Source organism: Streptomyces sp. AC512_CC834 (assembly GCF_019049325.1).
In the GTDB taxonomy this organism is placed as follows: Bacteria; Actinomycetota; Actinomycetes; order Streptomycetales; family Streptomycetaceae; genus Streptomyces.
Genome location: NZ_JAGMUO010000086.1, coordinates 1 through 1621, shown reverse-complemented (window position 1 = coordinate 1621; position 1621 = coordinate 1). Strand labels below are relative to the sequence as shown.

Here is a 1621-nt window from a genome sequence, read left to right as displayed (position 1 = left end):
TGAGGCAATGCCACTTAGCTTAAGTTGATCATGTTGCTGTGGCTGGAGCCCCCGGGAGGTTGAGGAGGCGGATGGTGGCCGGTCCGGCGTGGCGCGTCCCGGTGTCGGTGGGGCGCTTGACGCGGTAGCTGTTGTGTCGTGCCCGCTTGATTGCGTGCGGGTAACTACGGTGTCGACGCCGGGTGTTGAGGTGTTTCTTCGCGGTGATGGCCGTCATGGTCGCTTGGCGGACGGCATCGGTGCGGTCGGGATGGTCAGGGGGGAAAGGCCGCCGAGTCGGCGACCCGGCGGCGGACGATGCGTACGGTCCGGGCGAATTTGATGCGGTCGGGGTCGATGTCGGCGGCGGTGGCCGCCTCGCAGATCAGGGAGCTGATGGCGTAGTGGGTGAGTAAGTAGCCGTAGATCTCCTGCTCGACGGTGTCGGGCTTCTTGGAGCGCAGGACGCGTCCCGGTCCGCGCAGGTGAGTCTTGAGCTGATCATTACTGGTCTCGTGCTCCCACCGCTGGTGATAGGTGTCGGCCAGTACAGTCGCCGGCGCGGCCATCGGGTCGGTGACAGTGGTGAGCAGACAGATCAGCTCACCCTTGCCGTCGCCCTCCCGGTCGGGGACCTCGTACTCCACCACGCGTACCGCCCGGGCCCGCTCGGGTGCGGGCACCTGCCCGGCACGAGCCGACTCGATCAGCCTCGTCCTGGCCGCGCCCGTCACCTTGGGGCTGATGACCAGTGAGGCGTAGCTGCCATCGGGGTACTGCCGCAGCAGGGGCAAGGTCAGATCCGCCTTCGCCCGCCACAGCAGCGCGGCCCCGCTCCCAGCGGCGGCGCACCAGTCGGCGAAGTTGTAGAAGTTGCGGTCCGCGATCAACAGCATGTCCTCGTCCAGACGGTTGAACAACTGTCTGGCCAGGCTCTGTTCACCGCTGCCCTTGCCGGCACAGGGCCCCAGTGCCGCGCCGACCATCGCGTGAGAGCCGCATTCGCCCAGCGTGACCACCCGTACCTTGGGGAACGCCGACCGCTTGTCGCCCGAGCCGCTGTAGCCGAAGTGCTCGGCATTCTCCGCGGTGTCCGGCGCGTCCCACTCGAAACCGTCGACGGACATCAGGCGCCAGGGTCCCAGCCACGCGCCGCGGGTGAGTGGGTCGGCCACCGGCACAGCTACCGTCTCGAACAACCCGGCAAGCGGAGCGGCCCCCAGCCGGGCCCTGGCCTGGGTGATCCCACCGGTCGTCGGCACCTCCCACGCTTCCTCCCAGCACCCCCAGGAGGCCAGCGTCTCCGACAGCTTGACCATGACTTCCTCGTAGTCGTCATCGGCATACAGGGCCAGCGCCATCGCGAAGTAGACCATCACGTGCGGCGGAAGCTTTCCCCCGGCCCGCTTCGCCTGCCGCCCACACGCGACCACCGCCGAGTCGATGTCCTCCCGGGGCACCGACCGGGCCAGCAGCCCCAACGAGATCCGATCCGGCAGTCCGGCCACCAGCACACCCTCAACACCCGTGCTCACAGCCTGAATCTAGCCTCGCGCTTTCACGAGGTGGAGTTGTCCGAGGCTTGATCAAATAAGCGGAGAGTGCTCCTGACCTGCAACGATGGGACTTGTCGAGGGTCCTG

1 protein-coding gene is annotated in these 1621 nt (G+C 67.4%); it reads right to left on the bottom strand.

The window, feature by feature from the left end; translation table 11 throughout:
- Positions 1 to 254: 254 nt before the first annotated feature.
- Entirely contained in the window at positions 255 to 1514 is a 1260-nt protein-coding gene (locus KUM40_RS27145) for an IS4 family transposase (protein WP_308401241.1), read from the bottom strand.
- Positions 1515 to 1621: the final 107 nt, after the last annotated feature.